Source organism: Aliisedimentitalea sp. MJ-SS2 (assembly GCF_032586155.1).
GTDB lineage: Bacteria > Pseudomonadota > Alphaproteobacteria > Rhodobacterales > Rhodobacteraceae > JAWHTC01.
In genome coordinates this window covers 473885-492604 of the sequence record NZ_JAWHTC010000003.1, presented here as the reverse complement: position 1 = coordinate 492604, position 18720 = coordinate 473885, and the positions used below count along the sequence as shown (strand labels likewise).

General features: G+C 60.7%; 19 protein-coding genes and 1 pseudogene. 7 read left to right on the top strand and 13 right to left on the bottom strand.

Features of this window, described 5'->3' with window-relative positions; translation table 11 throughout:
• Window positions 1–84: 84 nt before the first annotated feature.
• Window positions 85–1326: a branched-chain amino acid ABC transporter substrate-binding protein gene (locus RXV86_RS15020; RefSeq protein WP_316301061.1), complete on the bottom strand. Its 1242-nt coding sequence runs from the start codon at window positions 1324–1326 to the stop codon at window positions 85–87.
• Window positions 1327–1898: 572 nt separating this feature from the next.
• Between RXV86_RS15020 and RXV86_RS15015 the strand changes: the two genes are divergently transcribed.
• The 5 genes from RXV86_RS15015 to RXV86_RS14995 all read left to right on the top strand — a co-directional run bounded on the left by RXV86_RS15015 (window position 1899) and on the right by RXV86_RS14995 (window position 6005).
• Window positions 1899–2399, top strand: a complete 501-nt coding sequence (locus RXV86_RS15015) for a YbjN domain-containing protein (protein ID WP_316301060.1) — start codon at window positions 1899–1901, stop codon at window positions 2397–2399.
• Window positions 2400–2430: 31 nt separating this feature from the next.
• On the top strand, window positions 2431–3243 hold the full coding sequence (gene proC / locus RXV86_RS15010) for a pyrroline-5-carboxylate reductase (RefSeq protein ID WP_316301059.1): 813 nt from the start codon (window positions 2431–2433) through the stop codon (window positions 3241–3243).
• The gene (locus tag RXV86_RS15005; RefSeq protein ID WP_316301058.1) at window positions 3240–3581 is read left to right on the top strand and encodes a tRNA-binding protein; all 342 of its coding nucleotides are present in this window, start codon (window positions 3240–3242) and stop codon (window positions 3579–3581) included. The genes proC and RXV86_RS15005 overlap by 4 nt, the downstream gene beginning before the upstream one ends.
• Window positions 3578–4534 (top strand): D-glycerate dehydrogenase, encoded by a 957-nt coding sequence (locus tag RXV86_RS15000; RefSeq protein ID WP_316301057.1) that lies wholly within the window; start codon window positions 3578–3580, stop codon window positions 4532–4534. Before RXV86_RS15005 ends, RXV86_RS15000 begins: the two co-directional genes overlap by 4 nt.
• A 349-nt stretch (window positions 4535–4883) precedes the next feature.
• Window positions 4884–6005, top strand: coding sequence for a beta-ketoacyl-ACP synthase III (locus tag RXV86_RS14995; RefSeq protein WP_316301056.1), 1122 nt, complete (start codon window positions 4884–4886; stop codon window positions 6003–6005).
• On the opposite strand, the gene RXV86_RS14990 is transcribed toward RXV86_RS14995, so the two are convergent.
• The 4 genes from RXV86_RS14990 to RXV86_RS14975 form a co-directional block, all read right to left on the bottom strand.
• Entirely contained in the window at window positions 6002–6244 is a 243-nt protein-coding gene (locus RXV86_RS14990) for a hypothetical protein (RefSeq protein ID WP_316301055.1), read from the bottom strand. The two genes, RXV86_RS14995 and RXV86_RS14990, sit on opposite strands and share 4 nt — an antisense overlap.
• 124 nt (window positions 6245–6368) lie before the next feature.
• A complete protein-coding gene (locus RXV86_RS14985; RefSeq protein WP_316301054.1) occupies window positions 6369–7139 on the bottom strand; it encodes a fumarylacetoacetate hydrolase family protein in 771 nt (256 codons plus the stop codon).
• A 12-nt stretch (window positions 7140–7151) separates the two neighbouring features.
• Complete coding sequence (locus RXV86_RS14980) at window positions 7152–8309, bottom strand: benzoate/H(+) symporter BenE family transporter (protein ID WP_316301053.1); 1158 nt, start codon at window positions 8307–8309, stop codon at window positions 7152–7154.
• A 5-nt stretch (window positions 8310–8314) separates the two neighbouring features.
• Window positions 8315–8914 (bottom strand): thymidine kinase, encoded by a 600-nt coding sequence (locus RXV86_RS14975; RefSeq protein WP_316301052.1) that lies wholly within the window; start codon window positions 8912–8914, stop codon window positions 8315–8317.
• Between the two features lie 347 nt (window positions 8915–9261).
• On the opposite strand from RXV86_RS14975, the gene RXV86_RS14970 reads away from it, so the two are divergent.
• Window positions 9262–9720: a hypothetical protein gene (locus RXV86_RS14970; RefSeq protein ID WP_316301051.1), complete on the top strand. Its 459-nt coding sequence runs from the start codon at window positions 9262–9264 to the stop codon at window positions 9718–9720.
• A 10-nt stretch (window positions 9721–9730) separates the two neighbouring features.
• Window positions 9731–10585: a helix-turn-helix transcriptional regulator gene (locus RXV86_RS14965; protein WP_316301050.1), complete on the top strand. Its 855-nt coding sequence runs from the start codon at window positions 9731–9733 to the stop codon at window positions 10583–10585.
• A 468-nt stretch (window positions 10586–11053) separates the two neighbouring features.
• Here the strand turns inward: RXV86_RS14965 and RXV86_RS14960 are convergent, their stop codons facing one another.
• The 8 genes and pseudogenes from RXV86_RS14960 to thpR form a co-directional block, all read right to left on the bottom strand.
• Window positions 11054–11998, bottom strand: a complete 945-nt coding sequence (locus RXV86_RS14960) for a LysR family transcriptional regulator (protein ID WP_316301049.1) — start codon at window positions 11996–11998, stop codon at window positions 11054–11056.
• Entirely contained in the window at window positions 11995–13125 is a 1131-nt protein-coding gene (locus RXV86_RS14955) for an aromatic ring-hydroxylating dioxygenase subunit alpha (protein ID WP_316301048.1), read from the bottom strand. Before RXV86_RS14955 ends, RXV86_RS14960 begins: the two co-directional genes overlap by 4 nt.
• A gap of 15 nt (window positions 13126–13140) precedes the next feature.
• Entirely contained in the window at window positions 13141–13818 is a 678-nt protein-coding gene (locus RXV86_RS14950) for a DUF1028 domain-containing protein (protein ID WP_316301047.1), read from the bottom strand.
• A gap of 71 nt (window positions 13819–13889) precedes the next feature.
• Window positions 13890–14306, bottom strand: a pseudogene (locus RXV86_RS14945) (RidA family protein).
• A gap of 70 nt (window positions 14307–14376) precedes the next feature.
• Window positions 14377–15552, bottom strand: a complete 1176-nt coding sequence (locus tag RXV86_RS14940; protein WP_316301046.1) for a LysR substrate-binding domain-containing protein — start codon at window positions 15550–15552, stop codon at window positions 14377–14379.
• 11 nt (window positions 15553–15563) lie between these two features.
• On the bottom strand, window positions 15564–16697 hold the full coding sequence (locus RXV86_RS14935) for a Rieske 2Fe-2S domain-containing protein (RefSeq protein ID WP_316301045.1): 1134 nt from the start codon (window positions 16695–16697) through the stop codon (window positions 15564–15566).
• A gap of 11 nt (window positions 16698–16708) precedes the next feature.
• Window positions 16709–17965, bottom strand: coding sequence for an NAD(P)/FAD-dependent oxidoreductase (locus tag RXV86_RS14930; protein ID WP_316301044.1), 1257 nt, complete (start codon window positions 17963–17965; stop codon window positions 16709–16711).
• Window positions 17966–18133: 168 nt separating this feature from the next.
• Entirely contained in the window at window positions 18134–18664 is a 531-nt protein-coding gene (thpR, locus tag RXV86_RS14925) for an RNA 2',3'-cyclic phosphodiesterase (RefSeq protein ID WP_316301043.1), read from the bottom strand.
• Window positions 18665–18720: the final 56 nt, after the last annotated feature.

The following is an 18720-nucleotide window of genomic DNA, read 5'->3' as shown; positions in this document are numbered from 1 at the left end:
TCCTGCCCGACTGCTTGGGGGAATGTCGCCGGGCCCTTTTTTGCCAAGAGCCCGGCGTTTTTGTCAGATGAGGTCGACCCTAGCTTACGGGCGCTTCATCTTGCAGGTGGTTTCGATATCCGCCGACGCCATGGTCACGGTTTTCTCGGCCACAAGGCCAAAGCCCGAGTTGTCCATGTCGTGGGTCACGCCCTGATCGGTATGGGCCAGAATGTGCACATTCTGGATCGCCTGGTGATCGCTTTCGCGGATTTTCACCTTGGTGCCCCAGATGCTGTCATGCTCCATGCCTTCCAGTGCGGTAGCAATCGCAACCACATCAGTAGCCGAACCGGCGTCGTTGATGGCGCGGGCGAGCATTTCCATCACGTTGGCGATGCGCGGCTGACCGATATCCTTGTCCGGGTTCTTTTCCTTGAAACCTTTGACAAAGGCGCTGGCGCGGTCGCTGACCGGCGGGTTCAGCTGACCTTCACCAACCAGTTTCAGCTTGCCAACACCGTCGGCGCCAAACGTCTTGGTGATGCCGGTCCCGGCAGCATAGTAGGTGAAGATCGGCGCATCAAAGCCCGCGCCCAGCACGGCCTTGCCAAGACCCACCATGTCGGCGCCCCAGTTGCCGGTGATCACCGCATCCGCCTCGGCCGCCATGATCTTACGCGCGTAAGGGGTAAAGTCCTTGACCTTGCCGATCGGGTGCAGCTCGTTACCTACGATTTCGATATCGGGGCGTTTTTCGCCCAGAAACTTGACCGCTGCCGCGGCCACGGCCTTACCAAACGAATAGTCCTGACCGATGATATAAACCTTCTTGATGCTGTCATCGCCCGCGATCACATCGGTCATCGCATCCATCTTGATGTCGGCATTGGCGTCAAACCGGAAGTGCCAGAAGTTGCACTTCGCGTTGGTCAGCGCCGGATCGACAGCCGAATAATTCAGGAACAAAACCCGGTCATCGGGGTTGCGTTTGTTGTGCTTGTTGATCGCGTCGGTCAGCGCGTTGGCCACACCCGAACTGTTGCCCTGCGCCACGAAACGGATGCCCTGGTCGATGGCAACCTGCAGCTGGATCAGTGATTCCTTGGGGCTGATCTTGTTGTCGAACCCGATCACTTCGAAGTTCTGACCGCCCAGCACGCCACCCTGTTTGTTGACCAGTTCCTCGGCGGCATATTGGTAAAGCGCCAGACCCTCACTGCCAGTGGCCGCAAATGGACCCGACAGAGGGTCGATAAAGGCGATCTTGATATTTTCGGCCATGACTGAGGTTGCGGTCAACGCCGCCACCGCCACGCCAAGGGCGAGTTTTTTCAATGATTTCATAGATATATCCTCCCATGGATGTATTGAGTATTGCCGACGCTTTGATGCTCCGGTCGTTGTGCCGCATGCCTTCTCCGACATTTCGGACCCCGGTGTTGTTGCTCCCGTGTTTTCCGATTTGCCGTCGACCTTGCGGCCTGATGTCATATCATGCGGTCTCCTCCGTCTTTGCGGGGTGGCGGGCACGGGCCCCGGGGCGAGCTGCACCGGAAACGTCGCGCCAAGTGACACAGCCATTAAAGAAAGCCGCTCCCACGCAACTCAAGGCTTTGTTTCGAATGCGGTTCATTACGTCACGTCAGACCACCGCACCCCCTGCCTTCAGCTTGCCCCGCTACCCAGGTGGGATGCAAGCCCGGCGCCATCCGGATCTCGGCTGCACAATCTTGTAGCCTTCCCCCAGTAATCCACAACTTCTTGGGGTTATCCCCAACAAATTGCTTTACAGCTTCTCAGTCCTCCCCCTACCATATCTCGTAGGACCTGGCGGGATCGCCGCATGGTCTAGAGCAGGCACCAAGCGCTGGGGGGCGCAGCCTCGCCCCCGCGTAAAAAAAGAAAGAGGTGGCGTTATGGCACTTAGCGAGCAGTTTTTCGAGGACGAGATTCACCCCATCGACATCGTGGAAAGCCTGGCAGCCCATCATGACTGGGAGTTCGACCGGATTGCTGATGATCAGATCGCCATGGCGGTCGAAGGCCAATGGCGCACCTACTCGATCACGCTCGCATGGTCCGGCTATGACGAAACCCTGCGCATGGTCTGCAGTTTCGAGATGGAACCGCCCGAAGAAAAACTGCCGCAGCTTTACGAGGCGCTGAACGCGGTCAACGATCAATGCTGGGCCGGGGCGTTTACCTATTGGGCCGAGCAGAAGCTGATGGTCTATCGCTACGGGCTTTTGCTGGCAGGTGGGCAGATGGCCAGCCCCGATCAGATCAACACGCTGATCTCGGCCGCCGTGTTGAGTGCCGAACGCTATTACCCGGCCTTCCAGCTTGTCGTCTGGGGCGACCGCAGTCCCGAGAACGCACTGCAGGTTGCCATTGCCGAGGCCTACGGTCGCGCGTAACATTTGCCCCTGAGTTAGCGACGGGGGATTCATGGACTATTCGGATATTGCCGCGCGCGGCCTGGTGCTTTTGGGCTGTGGCAAGATGGGCGGCGCGATGCTCGAGGGCTGGCTTGCCGGAGGGTTGCCTGCGATGTCCGTGCACGTGCTGGACCCTTACCCGTCGGCTTGGCTGAAATCGACCGGCGTCAAAATCAATACCGATCTGCCAGACAACCCCGCTGTCGTGTTGATCGCCGTCAAACCGCAGATGATGGCCGAAGCCCTGCCGGTGCTGGCCCCGCTGGGTAATGGCGACACGATCTTCCTGTCTGTTGCTGCGGGCACCCCAATTGCCCATTACGAATCCGTTCTGGGCAGCGAAACCCCGATCATCCGTGCCATGCCCAACACCCCCGCCGCCATTGCCCGCGGCATCACAGCGATCATCGGCAACGCCCACGCCCCCGCATCCGCCATGGGCATGGCAGACACCCTGCTGTCTGCCGTAGGCGAGGTTGTGCATCTGGACACCGAATCTCAGATGGATGCCGTTACTGGCCTGTCCGGTTCGGGTCCGGCATATGTCTTCCATATGATAGAATGCATGGCCGCAGCCGGGGCTGCGCAGGGGCTGGCCCCCGAGTTGGCAATGAAGCTGGCCATGGCCACCGTCGCCGGCGCGGGCGCGCTGGCGAAGGAAAGCGGTGACAGCCCCGAACAGCTGCGCATCAACGTGACCAGCCCCAATGGCACCACCCAGGCCGGGCTCGAAGTATTGATGGACACGGAAGCCGGCCTGCCGCCATTGATCAAGAACACCGTGGCCGCCGCCACCAACAGATCAAAGGAACTGGCCAAATGAGCGAGCCGATCGCATTCGACGACTTCCTCAAGGTCGACATCCGCGTCGGCACAGTCACCCGCGCCGAGCCTTACCCCGAGGCGCGCAAACCGGCGATCAAGCTGTGGGTCGATTTTGGCCCCGAGATCGGCGAGAAAAAATCATCGGCCCAGATCACCGCCCATTACACCCCCGAATCCCTGATTGGCCGGCAAGTCATGGGCGTAGTCAATTTCCCACCGCGCCAGATAGGAAAGTTCATGTCAGAGTGCCTGGTGCTGGGGGCTTCGGACCCTGACGGCGGTATCGTACTGCTGGCTCCGGACCAACCGGTCCCGAACGGAGGACGCATGCATTGAGAACGCTTCTGATCACACGCCCCCAGCCCGACCCAGTGGTCGACGCCGCACGCGCGTTCATGGAGGTGACGGTGCGCCAGTCAAACGCCCCACTCTCTGACAAGGAACTGCGCGACGCACTGCAAAACTATGACGCGGTGATGCCAACCCTTGGCGACCAGTTCTCGGAACAGGTATTTTATGAGGTGATGGAGCCCAAGTGCAAAATCCTCGCCAATTTCGGTGTTGGCTATAACCACATTGACACAATTTCGGCGAACCGCCGCGCCATCACTGTGACCAACACGCCTGGCGCGGTGACCGACGCCACCGCCGACATCGCCATGGCGCTGATCCTGATGAGTGCCCGGCGGTTGGGAGAGGGTGAGCGGCTGGTGCGCGCGGGCAAATGGGACGGCTGGAATCCGATGCAAATGCTGGGAATGCATGTGACGGGCCGTACTGTCGGCATCATCGGCATGGGCAACATAGGTACGGCCATTGCGAGACGCTGCCACTATGGGTTTGGCATGAAGGTGATCTATGCCAACCGGTCGGAAAAACGCATGGAGTTTCCAGCCGAACAGATGGCTCAGCACGAATTGGCGCGCCATGCCGACATCGTGGTGGTGGCAGTGCCCGGCGGGCGCGAAACCCATCACCTGATCGGCGCGGGATTCCTGTCCTCGATGCAACCGCACGCACATTTCATCAATATCGCGCGCGGTGATGTGGTGGACGAATCCGCCCTGATCAATGCCCTGCAACTGGGAAAGATCGCAGGTGCGGGTCTCGATGTTTACGAGCATGAACCGGCGGTGCCCAAGGATCTGATGGCGCTGGAAAACGTGACACTCCTGCCGCATCTGGGCACAGCGGCGCTGGATGTGCGCACGGCGATGGGAATGATGGCTGTCGAGAACCTGCGCGCCTTTTTCAAGGCCGAGACACCGCCCAACGTGGTGAACTGCTGATTGGTTCCGGTCTGAAGCGGACTGTCACACGAACCGTACGCGCCCGTCTTCTGACACAAATTTTCCGGGGATCTGAGGGGCGACCACCCCAGCCGGTCAGATTAGCAAGGCCAATTCGAAAGTCCGCTCTAGGCCAAGACCCGACCCTGGCTGCCCCCGACGCACCCCATCTCACCGCTTTGCCCTTGATTTCCGCGGCCAATAGGAGTGATCTCGGGAGACATCGAAGCGTTTCGAAATGAACCGGGATAACAGTTTGTTTCGAAGCGCCCACAACATCGAGAGGATTTGCGCGTTTCGAGCAATCCTTCAGCCAGGATTTCTCGAAACGCTTGATCGGAGTGGGTCCATGTATCAACCAGCCATCACCGGCACTGGGGTTTTCACCCCCGAACTTGCCATCACCAACGCAGAACTGGTCGAGGCCTTCAACGCCTATGTCGACATGTTCAATGCCGAGAACGCGCAAGCCATCGAGGCCGGTGAGGTGACGGCGTTGGAACGTTCCTCGACCGATTTCATCTTCAAGGCATCGGGAATCGAACAGCGCTATGTGCTTGACAAGGAAGGGGTTCTTGATCCAACCCGGATGTATCCCAAATTCCGCCAGCGCAGCGATGACGAACCCGGCATCATGACCGAAATCGCCATGGACGCCTGCAAAAAGGCGCTGGATCAGGCCGGGGTGGACGCTTCGGAGATCGACCTGGTGATCTGTGCCGCCTCGAACATGGAACGCGCCTATCCAGCCATTGGCGTCGAAATTCAGAAGGAAATCGGCGCGGGCGGCTTTGCCTTTGACATGAATGTCGCTTGTTCGTCGGCCACGTTCGGTATCCAGGCGGCTGCCGACATGATCCGCTCAGGCAGCGTGAAAAAGGCCCTTGTGGTCAATCCGGAAATAACCTCGGGCCACCTGGAATGGCGCGACCGTGATTGCCATTTCATCTTTGGCGATGTCTGCACCGCCACGGTGCTGGAACGCGAAGAGGACGCCAAGGGGCCGCATTGGAAAGTCATTTCAACCCGCTGTGCCACCGAGTTTTCCAACAACATACGCAACAATAACGGGTTCCTGCGCCGCAACCGCCCCGACGGCGTAGCCGACCGGCGCGACATGCAGTTCATGCAGAATGGTCGCAAGGTGTTCAAAGAGGTGGTGCCGATGGTGTCGAAGCACATCGCGCAACACATGACCGACGAGGGACTGGACGCCGGCGACCTGAAACGCCTGTGGCTGCATCAGGCCAACAAGTCGATGAATGATTTCATCGGCCGCAAGGTGTTGGGCCGTGAACCCGAGCCGGGTGAACAGCCGAATATCCTGCAGGATTACGCCAACACTTCGTCGGCGGGCTCGATCATTGCCTTTTCCAAGCATTCCGAGGATATGCAACCCGGCGACAAGGGCTTCATCTGCTCCTTTGGCGCGGGCTATTCGGTTGGGTCGGTTCTGGTCGAACGGGTTTAGGCCCGGGTTTTGTCGACCTGTTTGGCCCGCATCCGCACATGGGCGGCCACGATCCGGGCCGCAATTATCATGGCAATGCCAATCAGAAAGATACTGGCCGCAGCCAGCGGCTGGTCGAAACTCGACATTGGCACCTCTGTCGCCTCTGCAACACGACGATACAGGGTATAGAGCCAAAGCAACCCGGTCAGAATGGCAAAGCCACCAAAGTAATCAAGAAATCTGATGAGACCGAACATTAATTATCACCTCTAATATAGCTCGCCACTAATCAAGAACGAGACCATGCCCCGTACTACTGGGCAATTCGGGCACAATTCTGGCCCTCTTCCGGCATGTCTTTGGAAAATGGTTAACTGGAGGTTAAACGATGGTCAGCGTGACCGTGCCGATACCGGCAACCGCCGCGGAAACCTGCGTACCGGGGACGGCCTGAATCACATCGCAGACCAGCCCGGTCGAGATCACCTCGCCGGCTTTCAACCCCCGCCCGCGCGCGTTCAGATCCCCGGCCAGCCAGGTCAGCACCTCAAGCGGCCCGCCCATGGCGTTCGCCCCGACCCCTTCGGTCACGGACTGACCATCCACTTCGGCCTGCACCGAGGTTTGGGCCAGATCTAAACCCGCATGAAAGGGCCGTTCTGATCCGCAGATCACGCAACGGTTCATCACCCCGTCGGCGACGATCCACTCGGCATCCTCGCGCAGACCACCGGGTAAGCGCTTGTTGACCCACTCAATCATTGGCAACACCGTGCCGATAGCCGAGATTACTTCGTCGCGGGTATAGGGCGTTGCACGCGGTGGCAAGTCGGTTGCCATCCGCAACCCGATCTCAGCCTCAAGTATCCCCAGATCACCTGCCAGCACGGGCAGGACCACGCCATCCTCATGCGAGTCCCCGGCAAAGACCGGACCGGCCAAAGGCGCACCGTAGCCACAGATTTCCTGTGCCTTTTCAGAGGTCAAGCCAACTTTCCAACCGACAATGTCGCGCCCCATGGCCGCGATCATTGCCTCTTGCACAGAAAAAGCTCGCGCTAGGTTCGCGGGGCGCGCGCCGGGATATTTCGCCAGTTTCTCACCGGCCTTGCGCGCCTCGGCCAATGTCTGCCCGGTTTCCTGAATGTCCATATCGCCCTCGCGTTATCCTCTGCTCCGCAGCATCCACACCAGCGAGCCCGCAATCAAGCCCCAGACCGCTCCGCCCAGCCCAAGGAAACTGACCCCCGACGCGGTGATGACGAAGGTCAGCGCCGCCGCCTCGCGGCCGCTGGGGTCGGCCATCGCCGCTGATGCTGAGCCGACGAACACGCCGAACAGCGCCACCCCGGCCAACGTCGGCAGAACCATCGCCGGCGCGACGGCGGTAAACGCGGTAATGACCCCGGCGAAGATACCGAACAGGCAATAGAACAGCCCGGCCCAGACTGCCGCCAGATAGCGCTGCTCCGGATCGGGATGGGCGTCAGGGCTGGCACACATCGCTGCCGTGATCGCGGCCAGGCAGGTGGCCGGTGCGCCAAACGGAGCCGAGAGCACGCTGAACCCGCCCACTGCAGCAATCGACGGCCCCGGGCTGGGATCATACCGTTCGGCCCGCAGAACGGCGATGCCTGGCACATTCTGGGTCGCCATCGTGACAACGAAAAGCGGCAGAGCAATTCCCATGACCCCGCCCCAGGAAAACACCGGTGCCACGAACTCGGGCGCGGTCAGGACATAATCGGGCAAGGGCCAGGTGCCACCATTGGCCCAAATGATGACGGCCCCCATGACCAGAACCGCAGCCGGTGTGGCGAATAGCCGGTTGAACCGGCTGACGATGAACCAGGTGGCGATGATTGGCAGGGCGTATTGCGGGATCTCGACCGCCGCCAGAACGGGGCGGGCACAAATCGACAGCAGGATACCGGCCAGCATCGCATGCGCCACGGGGGCGGGCACCATCGTGGTTGCACGGGTCAGTGGCTTCCAGAGGCCGGCAATCATCGTCAGAAGGCCCGCCACCAGAAACGCCGCCACTGCACCGGCAAAACCCGCCGCATCGGGCGCGGTCACCGCCAATAGCGCTGCACCGGGCGTGGACCAGGCGACGCTGATCGGCATCCTCTGCCATAGGCTGAGACCAATGCCTGCCAGCCCCATCGCCAGCGCCGCCGCCATCAGGGCCGAGGCCGCCTGGGATGGGCTGGCCCCCATCTGGTTGATCCCCTGCAACAGGATCGGGAAAGAGCTGAAAAAGCCGACCACGGCCACGACAAGCCCGGTCAGGAAGGTCGAACGGTCAAGCCAAACGGGCATGCAGGTCACTCATCCGACGGCGCGGAGCTGTCGCCCACCGTTTCGCGCCAATGCTTCCGGCACAGGCTGACATAGGTTTCGTTGCCACCAACCAGGAATTGTTCCCCCTCGACCAGAGGTTGACCATCCGGTCCCATGCGCACCACCATCGTGGCCTTCTTGCCGCAATGGCAGATGGTGCGGACCTCGCGCATCTCATCGGCCCAGGCCAGAAGCGCGGCTGAACCGGGAAACAACTCACCCTGGAAATCGACCCGCAAGCCGTAACACATCACCGGCACTTTCAGATCATCCACCGCGCGGGCCAATTGCCAGACCTGCTCCTTGGTCAGGAACTGCGCCTCGTCCACGAAAACACAATTAACCGGCCCTTCCTTCAGCCGCGCTGCAATCGCTTCAAACAGATCATCATCCGCGGCAAAGGTGTCGGCATCCGCCCCGATCCCGATCCGGCTGGCAATCCGGCCTTCGCCTGCGCGATTGTCCAGCTGCGCGGTCAGAAGATAAGTCTGCATGCCGCGCTCGTGATAGTTATGCGAGGCCTGCAACAGCACCGTCGATTTGCCGGCATTCATGGTTGAGAAATTGAAATAGAGCTTTGCCATGGGCCCGGTTTTCACCCTTTGCAAGACGGGATGCAAGGCCCCGCTCAAACGGCATCACACGCATTTTCCGGGTCGCGCCTGGGCGAAACCCCACCGGTTTGTCGCGATCTGGTTCAAACCGTGCAGGACAGGCCACTGGGGATGGAGCTTGCACGTCATCAAATTGCGACAAAACCGCCCGGGTCTCGCCCTCCGGTGGCGGGAATTGGTTCCGCGCACCGGCAACCCGGGTCGCCCCGGGCTTTTTCTACGATGACATTTGTCGGCAAACCGACTAATGGGAAAAGGATTAACGATTTCCCCCGTGCCGCACGCGGGGAACAGGGCAAACAGGGGATGGATCCATCATGGCTGGTGTAGGCAGCTATCTGAAGAAACACACCGAGGCACTGGTCAAGGATGTCGGCATCGAACCGGCCTGCCAGCTGACCGGCAAGTCCAAGGCCACCTTGGGCCGTTATTATTCCGACAGCGACGAACATACCGACCGGTTCATGCCGATCGACGCCGTTGCCGCTTTGGAAGAGGCATCAAGCTATCCGCATGTCACATCGGCCCTGGCCGATCTGAAGGGCATCACGCTGAGCTATGACGACCGCCGCAAGAACGCCGATGACAAGGGAGGCGTCAACGCCGACGTCATCGCGCTGAGCCAGCGGTTTGCGATGCTGATGGCCGAATACCAGCAGTCGATCGAGGACGGCATCATCACCATGAACGAGGCCAAGCGCCTGTTGAAGGAAACGGTGGCGCTGCAACAGGTGCTGATCGACATGAAGCTGCACCTCGAAGAAGAATCCTGTTGAGGATACGGCGGTGAGCGACCGCCACCGGGACCTTGTCGAGGCCGAGTGTTACACGCCGCCTCTGCTCAGGAGGTTCTTAGCTGATCTGGAGGTCACGACCCATTCACGCGAGGTCTGGGCGCATCTGACTGCGCTTGGCCGGGAATTGAATCTGCCGTTCATCGATTTGATCTGCGCAAGTTCCTACGCCGATTTCCGCAAAACCCTGTTTATCCGCACGTCCTACGATTCGACCTGGTTGAATCAGTTCAACTCCGATCCCGAATTGCACAAATGGTCGTATTTTCGCAGCCATGCCATGCATCACCTGACCCCGATCATGGTGGGGATCGAATTCATCGACGAATACATCCACATCCCGGCGCGCCGTGTCGAAGTGCTGAAAGAGGGCGCGAAACGCGGCATGCGTGCGGGCTATTCGATCCCGCTTCGCCACAACGCACCACCCCAGGCGGCCTTGATCACCTTTACTGGGGATCATTCTCGGCGCGAGATGATCCAGATCGTCAAGGCGCATGGCTGGACCATGACCGCTGCCGCCATGGCCGCCCACCAACGCTATATGCATCACTTCTCGGCCGAGTTCCGCGAGCGCAACCATATCACCGAGAAACAGCACGAATTGCTGGCCAAGATCGGCCTTGGGCTTCAAGACAAGCAGATCGCGGCCGAACTTGGCATCTCGATCTCGGCGGTTCGTCAGCGGATGAACACGCTGATGAACAAGACCGGCCTGTCGAACCGGGCCGAACTCGCCGCCCTGGCGATGAGCATGGGCGCTCTACCCGATCCCTTGCACGGGCCGGGCCATGACAATCACGACATCCTGATCGAGATGGACAAGGGCGGCGTGCGCCGGCGCTAACCTGGAAATGGGGGCTCCCGGTCAAAGGTGCCCCCGGGCTCATGAAAATCGGCTTTGCTCAAATTCGGGCGCTCCGCGATTCACGTGCGTTACGCCAAATCGTCACCCAAGCCCAATGCCTGAACCCAGAGAGGCAACCATCCGTCGTCTCAGACAAGAACGACATCGAAGCTCCGCGTGGGGATTGCACGGTTCGTGGACGGCCTCTTCTCTGCAGCGCAACCTAGCGCAATCAAATCCCCCAGCGTCTCTCAACCTACGCAAAAGGCGCCACGCGCCCATGTGATTGTCCACAGGTGAAAGGGGACAACCTGCAATTTACTACACGTTTGGGTGGCCCATCTCTCCGCAAGCCGAAGCAAAAAAAATAGATTGACCCCGGAGCGAACATGGTCAACACCCACGGTCAGGCGCAGGCAGTTTTGCCAAAAAATTTTCTATATATTTCTAAGTCTTGAAGTTCTGGGGTCAAACTGCCCCGCCCCCCGATGGCATGATCCCGGGTACGTGCCCACCCGCCACATAAGCCTTTGCATGGTCAATGAACGCACGCAAGGTCAGCACACTTGTCGCCCCCTTGGCCATCACCAGACCCAGCTGCATCGGCTCGACCGCGCCCTCAAGCGGCACGAAACGCAGCGGCGTGCCATCGGGCGCGCGGTCGTTCAGCGGTCGGATGGTTGCTATGGAATAGCCATAGCCATTGGCCACCAGGCTGCGCATGACCGCCATGTCGCGGGTGCGCTCGGCGATCACCGGCTGGGTCCCGCGCGCGGTAAAAAACGACAGGAAATACTCGGACGAATACGGCAGATCGAGAAGGATCATCGGATGCGGCCTCAATTCTTCCACCGTCACCGCATCCCGGTCTGTCAGCGGATGATCCACCGCCATCATCGCAAATGGGTGCAGCGGCACCAGCGGCACGAATTCAAGGTCAGCCGGAATCCCCATGTCATAGCTCAGCGCAACATCGATCTCGGCCCGGCGGAGCCCCGCAAATATGCCCTCCTGGTCCAGCTCCCGCTGCCGCACAGCCACGTCCGGATAGAGATTTTCGAACCCGCGGCGCAGCCCCGGCACGATGATCTGGGCAAAACTGAGCAAACAGCCCAAAGTCAGCGGCCCGCGCACCTCGCCGGCGATGTCGCCCGCCAGCCGGGCAAGCGCCTCGGCCTGGGCCAGCACCTCACCCGCCTGCTCCATCATCTGTCGCCCGGCCTGAGTCAGCGACAGGCCCTGTGCCCGCCGTCTGACGAACAGCGGCAGGCCCAGCGCCTGTTCCAGTTGTGAAATCGCGGTGGAGATCGACGGCGAGGACACGTTCACCCGTTCCGCCGCTTCGACAACCGAGCCCGCGCGCCCCACGGCAACGAAATACTCCAGCTGTCGAAGGGTGAAGCGACTGCTCATCGCGCGCCGTCTGTCAACTTCACCGCCGTACGATCCTCGACCGCAAGCCAGTTCAGGAAATCGCGCACTGTGCCTTCGTAATCCTCACCCGCCAGCGGTCCGCCGATGGCGTGTTTCGACCCCAACGCGGTCTGCATCTTCTCCAATTTTTCGCGATCCTCGCGGTTGACGTCTTCCCACAGCGCAATCCGCTGGGCGATGGTGTCTTCGTCCAACTCGTCGCCGTACGCCGCCATCGACCATTTGACCCAGATCCGGTCCGCAGCCCGTGGAAAGATCGACAGCGTCACCAACAGCGTTGCCGCCTGGCTTGCCACCTGTGTCGGGAAGCGCGCAAACAGGGTCGAGCGGCGTCGCTCAGCCTCGCTCAACCCCGGTGCGCCCTGGCCCCGGGTTTCCGCGCTGTCGGGGTAATTCGCCAAATAGGTGGTAAAACCCGCCCCGCTCGGCCCCTTCTTCGCCATCCCGGTGGGAGTATAGCCATGCAGCGTCTCGGGATGGACCACCGACAGATGGTAACCTTCCATGAAATTCTCCACCAGGCTCTTCCAGTTGCATTTCCACTCTTCCTCGGCGACGTGGACGAGGTGGAAGTTCCCGGGCTCGTAGGGCGCCAGCAATGCATCAAGTTCGGGCGCCTCGAAAGGTGGCGGATCATCGGCGACCGAGGTGTAAATCATGCCGTTCCACAATCTCACCTCGAACCCGGCCAGACGACATGTCCTGGCGTCGAAGTCAGCATTCTGCATCCGCGCCGCGCGCAACAGCACCCCGTCAAGCCCATACGCCCACGCATGGTAGGAGCACAGGAACCGTTTCACCTTGCCCCGCCCCTCGGCCAGCGGCATACCGCGATGGCGGCAGACATTCGACAGAACACGCACCTCGCCATCCTCGCCGCGCACCGCAATCAGCGGCTCGTTCAGGATAGTAGCGCAGAAGTAATCCCCCGGCTCGGGGATCTCATCGGCCCGACCAAGCGCGTGCCAGCCATGGCGCAGCACGGTATCGCATTCATGGGCAAACCAGTCCGGGTCGGTATAGAACCGCCCCGGCATGCCCCATGGCCGGTCATTCTGACAAGCCGCTATCTGTTGCAACAGCATTGAAATCGCTTGGTTTCCCATGTCATTTCCCTCCTGTCATTCGTCTCCCGGAACGCCATAGGACGGCGCCGCCGTGGGGTTCAGTGCGCGCATCACGTAATCCTCCAGCTGCGGCTTGTAGACTTCCCAGGCCCGCGCCACTGCGGCAATGGGACAGCCCTCGTCAATCCAGTCACAGCGCAGCTCGGCCACTGGCCAACTGACCTTGTCGACAATCAGCATCCCCGCCGAATGCACCGGCCCGGCTTCGCCACCCGCAGCTAAGCCAGCCTGCATCGCTGCGACCAGCCGGTCGCCGAGATGACCTTGCGCAGCCTCGAACCCGGCCACGATGGCCGCCGGCACGCCATCATTTGCCAACAGATTGCCACCCGAGGCCACATCCCTGCCCTCGGCCTGGGTCCAGATACCCAGCGAATTCGGCCCTGAATGGATTGCCGTACCGCCCTGCCCGTCCACCGCCAGCACCTGCCGGTACTCGATGAACTTGCTGCGCCGCTGCACCTCGTCAATCGCCTCGGCGGCACTCAGGCCCCGCCCCATCACGTCCAATGCCAGCGGCCCAAGCGACGGGTCGGTTACATTCTGCGAGGCCACCGCCCCGACGCCCGCCCGGGCAAAAGCACAGCGCGCCGCCACCGCAGGCGAGGATGATGAAATCGCCACCCCGAACATCCCAGTTCCGGCACATCGCGCCACCAGTGAAAAGGTCATGCCAAAGCCCCTCTTCCTCTTGCTTCAAATATCCCGGGGGGTCTGGGGGGCTGGCCCCCCAGCCAGCGCTCTCAATCCGGAATAACCGCCGTGGCATCTATTTCGACCAACCACTCGGGCCGCGCCAATGCCTGCACGACAAGACCGGTCGAAACGGGATGCACACCTTTGATGTATTCCCCCATGGTCCGGTATACCGCCTCGCGGTGACGCACATCTGTGATGTAAACGACAACCTTGACCAGATGCGACATCTCTCCGCCGGCTTCTTCGATCAACTGGCGAATATTCTACATCACTTTGTGGGTCTGCTCGGTCGGATCGTGGCTTTCGATATTGACCGCGTCATCGAGGTTCTGCGGGCATTGGCCGCGCATCCACACGGTCTTGCCCCCTCGGGTTACGACGGCCTGGCACAGGTCATTGTCCAAGTTCTGCTCCGGATATGTTTCACCAGTGTTGAACTTGCGAATACGTTCATGCGCCATGGCATACTCTCCCGTGTGGCGTTATGTTGCCACGCCGCTTGCGTAGTGTGCGCATTTTGCGCACCGATCTTCAGTGCAGGTCAAAGAAATCCTTGCAGAACCAGCGAAACCGCTCGGCCTGTGGGCTCAGCCGCGCGCCCTTGCGGCTGACCAGCATCACCCGGCTGGGCCGCGGAGTATCCACCACCAGCGGCCGCGTCACAAGAAGCCTTCCGTCATAGCTCACGGTCGACGCGGGCCGCGTCGCCAAGATGGTAAAGCCAAGCCCCTGCCCCACCAGCCCGCGCACCATTTCGAAACTGGCGCTGCGATAGGCCACGTTCAGATCGGCACCGGCATTTTCCATGATCGAGGTAGCAAAGTCGCTCGACGGGGTCGCCCCGAGAAGCACCATTGGCTGCCCCGACAGATCTGCAGGCCGCAACTCGTGCATCTCGGCCAGCGGATGATCATGCGCCAACAGCACATAGGGCTGCAACTCGGTCAGCGCGATCGCCTCCAATTCGTCCGGCAATTGATAGTCATAGAGCAACGCCAGATCGGCCTCGCCCGCCATCACCGCCTGTTGCACCCGGCGCTGATCGCCTTCGATCAGGTCGATCTTCAACCCCGATTGCAGCGCCGTCATCCGCCGAATCATGTCCGGCAGAAGGATCGGCGCGAAGGTGTGAAAGCATCCGACGCTCAGGCGTTGTCCTTCGGCCTCTTTTCCGGCCGCGATGCTACCCGGCACCTCGATCCGTGTTGCCGCGCCATAGGAGCGCCGCGCATAAATCAGCGGCGAGCCGCCATCGGCGATGAAGATATCGTCGACCTCGCCAAAAAAGACGTGATGCGTGCCCACCCGCTCTGACGAGATCACATGACAATCGAACCCGACCAACGGATCACGCACCCGCGGCGCGCCCGAGGCCATGACCTCCCAATCACAGCAATCGAACTTGTCGGCCAGCTGATCCTTGAACCGACCCGCAAAGGCGTCCGAGATATAGGCCTGGTCATCCTTGAGGATGTTCACCACGAAAACCCCGTTGTCGATGATCTGCTGCGCGACCTTGCTTTGGTGATGGACGCAGACCAACAGCGTCGGGCGCGGCCCGTCGGCGCTGACCGATGACATGGCTGAAACCGTCACGCCGCCCCGCCCCGCCGGGCCGTCGGTTGTCACCACATTGACCGTGGCCGCCGCATGGCTCATCCCGCCGATGAACCTGTCGCGCAGGGCGGCATCGGGGGAGTGGGTCATGCGATACACCTTCATGGTTTGAGCTTCGCGTAGAGATATTGCGCGAAATCATAGTTCGGGCGTTCAAGGTGCGACAGATGCCCCGGTCGCGCAAGATCAGACTTGAGTCCCGCATAAACCTTTTCAGTACAGCCCTTGTCCTCGACGTTCACTTCGTCGAGCAGCGTTTTCAGCGCGACAAAGTTTTCCTGCGCGTCCTCGTCGTTCTTGTAATCGTCCGACATGCCACCACCAAAGCGGATGTGGACCTTGCCCGGTTCGACCGGACGCAAACTGAGATACCAGAAATACCCCGGTGTCAGGGTGATCAGCAATGAGGGATAGATCGCCAACAAGAAAGTCGTGCGCCGCATCTCGCCTTCCAAACGATCATTGGTCGGGTGCGCCATGGCGATGCGCAGCTGATCATCCTTCAGGATGGTGTGATAGTTGAACGCCTCCAATCCCGGCGGACAGACCATTTCTTCCAGCTTGCTCAGCCCGCCGATCGTGCCCGCGTGACACACCGGCAGGTGATAGCTTTCCATGAAATTTTCGGCCAACACCTTCCAGTTGGTGTTCCACTCATGCTCTTCGTAGAAGGTCTCGGTATAATTGGTCATGTCGTACCCGGCGACCATCGCCTCGACTTCGCGCAACTGCTCGGCCACGGGAAGAGCATCGGCGTTCAGCGTGATGAACACCCAGCCCAACCATTCCTCGCAGCGCACGGATGGCAGTTTGTAGCTCTCCTTGCAGAAACCCTCATTCAGCGTCATCGCCGGGGCGCCACGCAGCGTGCCATCAAGGTTGTAGGTCCAGCCGTGATAAGGACAGGTCACGGCACGCGCCTTACCCCGCCCTTCCAGCATCGTGCTCATTCGATGCAGACAGACATTGCTCAGTGCCTTCAAGTCGCCGTCGCGGTCGCGCAGCACCACCACCGGCTGCCGCGCCAGTTCGGCGGTTACATAATCGCCCGGTTCCTTCAACGCATCGGCACGGCCAACACAGTACCACTCCTTGGCAAAAACCCCGTCGATCTCCTGCTCCATGAAGGCCTGGCTGGTATAGACCGATGGCGGCATTGCATGTGCGCTCTCGAATGGCTGAGCCACATTCGCGGCCAGCTCTTCCAGTGCATTCGGGGTCAGATCATTTGCCATTGTCTCGTCTCCTAGTCCTCGGGGCCTTTGTAGGCCGCGTAACCACGTTGAATTGCAATCTGGTCGGCGATGAACTTGGCATCGTGCCACACGCCCCAGATAAAGGACGACCCCCGCCGCGACAGCCAAGGCAGCCCTACGAAGTACACATCCGGCGCGCTGGACACACCGCGCTGATGTATCGGCTTGGCGTTCTCATCAAAGGCATCAACCTTAAGCCAGCTGTAATCGGTCTTGAACCCGGTGGCCCAGAGGATCGTCGTGACCCCGGCCTCTTTCAGGTCCAGTGTGCGCTGCGGATTGACCATGCAATCCGGATCGGGCCCAACCTTGCGCGCCTCGGGTTCCTCAGGCAGGTCCAGCCTGTTGCGGGCGACATAAGCATCCGCCGCATCCAGCACCGACATCAGGTTGGCATCGCCATTGTTCACATTGTCGACCAGGTCCCCGGCAAAGCGCATCACCACACCATCAAAACCCTCGGTACGTCCCACAAGAATGATCCCCTGCTCGGCCAGCTTGCGAAAATCCACCGTGTGACCACCCTCGGCGCCGCTGACGGCAATGGTCACGTGCTCAGCCCCGGCGGGCGGCGCAGCAGCATCCCACATGTTCAGCACGCCCAGCCACCAGACAAAATCGCGCCCGCGATAGGAGCGCGGCGGACGGTCATGCGGCCCGACCGACAGGTAAACCTTGCGCCCGGCCTTGTTCAACTCGTCTGCGATCTGCACTCCGGATGATCCGGCGCCGACCACCAGCACCGCACCGTCGGCCAACTGGCCCGGGTTCTTGTACTGCGCCGAATGCATCTGGACGACATCCGCACCCTCGGCCACGATTGGCGGGATCACCGGCTGCTGGAAGGGCCCGGTCGCGGCCACCACCCGCAACGCCTCGATCACTCCATCCGAGGTCTCGGCGGTAAAGCCGGCGCGCCCTTCATTGCGCGTAACCCGCATCACCTCCACCCCTTCACGGATCGGCATCTCTATCATCCGGGCATAATCGACGAAGTAATCCGCCACCCGCTCCTTGCCGGGAAAACTGTCCGGGTCTTCGCCGTCAAACGACATCCCCGGAAACCGGTCATGCCATGCAGGCCCGTTCATCACCAGGCTGTCCCAGCGTTCCGAGCGCCAGCGCTCTGCAATTCGCCCACGCTCCAATACCAGATGCGGCACACCCTGCTTGCCCAGGTGTTCGCTCATCGCCACCCCTGCCTGACCGCCGCCGATCACCAATGTATCCGTTCGCTCCACAGCCATTTTTCGACCTTTTTTTCGCTTGCGCACCGTAATGCCCACAAGGGCAAGCGTGTTGCCCGCATTCGTGACCAGGCTTCCTTTTCGGGAATCGCGCGCCTTTGGCGGGACAATGCCTTGCACGTTTCTTAGGAAAAAGAATTTTTTTGCTAGTTTTTGATTAGCTATAAACTAATCGAATTCAAACTCGGCAACCGGTGTGTATATCACCCCCTCAGGCCGCAGATCGGATCGGTAAATCGCAAAGCGCTCCGCCGGCACCTCCGGTATGTGCACCAGTCCCAGTTGTGCAGCCAATCGCTCTTCCTCTCTTGGCCCCAGTTCCCGGCCGAACCGGGACAGGGTGACATGCGGGCGAAACCGTTCGCGGCGCAGATCGATCCCGATCTCCCGGCACGTCCGCTGTACCGTGTCTCGCACCGCCTCCAGCGCCTGATCCTTCCCGACAGAGGCAAAGCACAGGTTCGGCCGCTTTCCGCCAAACATGTCCAGGCCGGTCACCCGCAACACCGGCGCCTTCAGTCGCAACTCGGCCAGTCTCTCGGCCAAGGCCCAGACCTGCCCCTCGAATACATCCCCCAGAAAAGCCAGCGTCAGATGCAGATTGCCCGGGGCCACATGCCGCCCCGGCAGCCCCTCCTGCACCCCTTCCAGCGACTCGGCTAAGCCATCAGGCAGTTCAATAGCCACAAAAGCGCGCATGATCCCTCCCGTCATCTTGCTCAATACATCCCGGGGTTTGGGGCGGGGCTCCGAAT

What these genes read in the sequence shown, in the direction of transcription:
- RXV86_RS15020 (WP_316301061.1), bottom strand. Translation starts at nt 1,326, where the DNA reads ATGAAATCATTGAAAAAACTCGCCCTTGGCGTGGCGGTGGCGGCGTTG.
- RXV86_RS15015 (WP_316301060.1), top strand. Translation starts at nt 1,899, where the DNA reads ATGGCACTTAGCGAGCAGTTTTTCGAGGACGAGATTCACCCCATCGAC.
- proC (WP_316301059.1), top strand. Translation starts at nt 2,431, where the DNA reads ATGGACTATTCGGATATTGCCGCGCGCGGCCTGGTGCTTTTGGGCTGT.
- RXV86_RS15005 (WP_316301058.1), top strand. Translation starts at nt 3,240, where the DNA reads ATGAGCGAGCCGATCGCATTCGACGACTTCCTCAAGGTCGACATCCGC.
- RXV86_RS14995 (WP_316301056.1), top strand. Translation starts at nt 4,884, where the DNA reads ATGTATCAACCAGCCATCACCGGCACTGGGGTTTTCACCCCCGAACTT.
- RXV86_RS14990 (WP_316301055.1), bottom strand. Translation starts at nt 6,244, where the DNA reads ATGTTCGGTCTCATCAGATTTCTTGATTACTTTGGTGGCTTTGCCATT.
- RXV86_RS14985 (WP_316301054.1), bottom strand. Translation starts at nt 7,139, where the DNA reads ATGGACATTCAGGAAACCGGGCAGACATTGGCCGAGGCGCGCAAGGCC.
- RXV86_RS14980 (WP_316301053.1), bottom strand. Translation starts at nt 8,309, where the DNA reads ATGCCCGTTTGGCTTGACCGTTCGACCTTCCTGACCGGGCTTGTCGTG.
- RXV86_RS14975 (WP_316301052.1), bottom strand. Translation starts at nt 8,914, where the DNA reads ATGGCAAAGCTCTATTTCAATTTCTCAACCATGAATGCCGGCAAATCG.
- RXV86_RS14970 (WP_316301051.1), top strand. Translation starts at nt 9,262, where the DNA reads ATGGCTGGTGTAGGCAGCTATCTGAAGAAACACACCGAGGCACTGGTC.
- RXV86_RS14960 (WP_316301049.1), bottom strand. Translation starts at nt 11,998, where the DNA reads ATGAGCAGTCGCTTCACCCTTCGACAGCTGGAGTATTTCGTTGCCGTG.
- RXV86_RS14955 (WP_316301048.1), bottom strand. Translation starts at nt 13,125, where the DNA reads ATGGGAAACCAAGCGATTTCAATGCTGTTGCAACAGATAGCGGCTTGT.
- RXV86_RS14950 (WP_316301047.1), bottom strand. Translation starts at nt 13,818, where the DNA reads ATGACCTTTTCACTGGTGGCGCGATGTGCCGGAACTGGGATGTTCGGG.
- RXV86_RS14940 (WP_316301046.1), bottom strand. Translation starts at nt 15,552, where the DNA reads ATGACCCACTCCCCCGATGCCGCCCTGCGCGACAGGTTCATCGGCGGG.
- RXV86_RS14935 (WP_316301045.1), bottom strand. Translation starts at nt 16,697, where the DNA reads ATGGCAAATGATCTGACCCCGAATGCACTGGAAGAGCTGGCCGCGAAT.
- RXV86_RS14930 (WP_316301044.1), bottom strand. Translation starts at nt 17,965, where the DNA reads ATGGCTGTGGAGCGAACGGATACATTGGTGATCGGCGGCGGTCAGGCA.
- thpR (WP_316301043.1), bottom strand. Translation starts at nt 18,664, where the DNA reads ATGCGCGCTTTTGTGGCTATTGAACTGCCTGATGGCTTAGCCGAGTCG.